1 protein-coding gene is annotated in these 833 nt (G+C 67.0%); it reads right to left on the reverse strand.

Annotated elements, in window-relative coordinates; genetic code table 11:
- Positions 1-423: 423 nt before the first annotated feature.
- Positions 424-804, reverse strand: coding sequence for a hypothetical protein (locus tag Y694_RS22040; RefSeq protein WP_036236811.1), 381 nt, complete (start codon positions 802-804; stop codon positions 424-426).
- Positions 805-833: the final 29 nt, after the last annotated feature.

Raw genomic sequence — 833 nt, forward strand, 5'->3', positions numbered from 1 at the left:
CCAGGACCGAGTATCTCGGAGAGGTTATACACATACCCTCGAGGCGGGGGCCGGGGCGGCAGCCAAGCGATAAGCCGTTGTGGGTCTGGATAGCCAGCGGCAGCGATCGCAAACCTACTGGGATTGGAAACGCGGGCGCTGATGGTGCTTATGTCGGACTGGTGGCCTCGCGCCCTGGACGCCTCCCTGCCCGTCGTTACAAATGGCCGGGTAGCGGCTGGCCGACCGGACGGACGGGGAGACGAGGAACGAGGCGACCGGGACGGCCGGGAGGCTGGCGGCGTCCCCGCCGGAGGCACGACGGCGGGGCGGCCGAAGGCCGCCCGGCCTAGATTTATCAAAGGAACACTTCTCGACCAATGCGGACACTTTTGTGCGTCCTCATAGGAGAACGGGGGTCTGGCCGTGCACCCCCTCAAAAGGTCAGCGGCCACTGACATAGTGCTCTCCGATCAAGGGTTGGTTGGCGGCGCCGGACGCATCGAGCGCCAGCACGTGGGCGAGCTGGGTGCGCAGTTGGCGGACCTCGGCGTCGAGCGCTCGGGCCAGTCCGAAGGCTGCTGTGGCGTCGTTGACGGCCGCGCAATGGACTTCGGAGCGACCCCAGCGGGTCAGCCAGAAAAGCGCGAGGCAGGCCGATCTAGGGGCCTTGCCGGTGCGGTTCCACCGATAGACCGTCCGGGTGCCGACGCCCAGAACCTTCGCCACGCGGGCCGGCGGCGGGTTGTTGAGGTCGTCCAGGATCGCCTGCCAAATTGGCAAACTCCGCGGGGCCGCGGCGATGGTGTAGGGGCTGAACTTCATGGGAGAGTCAGCCCTTCAGGCGGTCTGAT

Source organism: Methylibium sp. T29-B (assembly GCF_000576225.1).
Taxonomy (GTDB): Bacteria; Pseudomonadota; Gammaproteobacteria; order Burkholderiales; family Burkholderiaceae_C; genus Methylibium; species Methylibium petroleiphilum.

Bases quoted from the DNA above. Each gene is read 5' to 3' on its own strand.
- Y694_RS22040 (WP_036236811.1), bottom strand. From the start codon at position 804: ATGAAGTTCAGCCCCTACACCATCGCCGCGGCCCCGCGGAGTTTGCCA.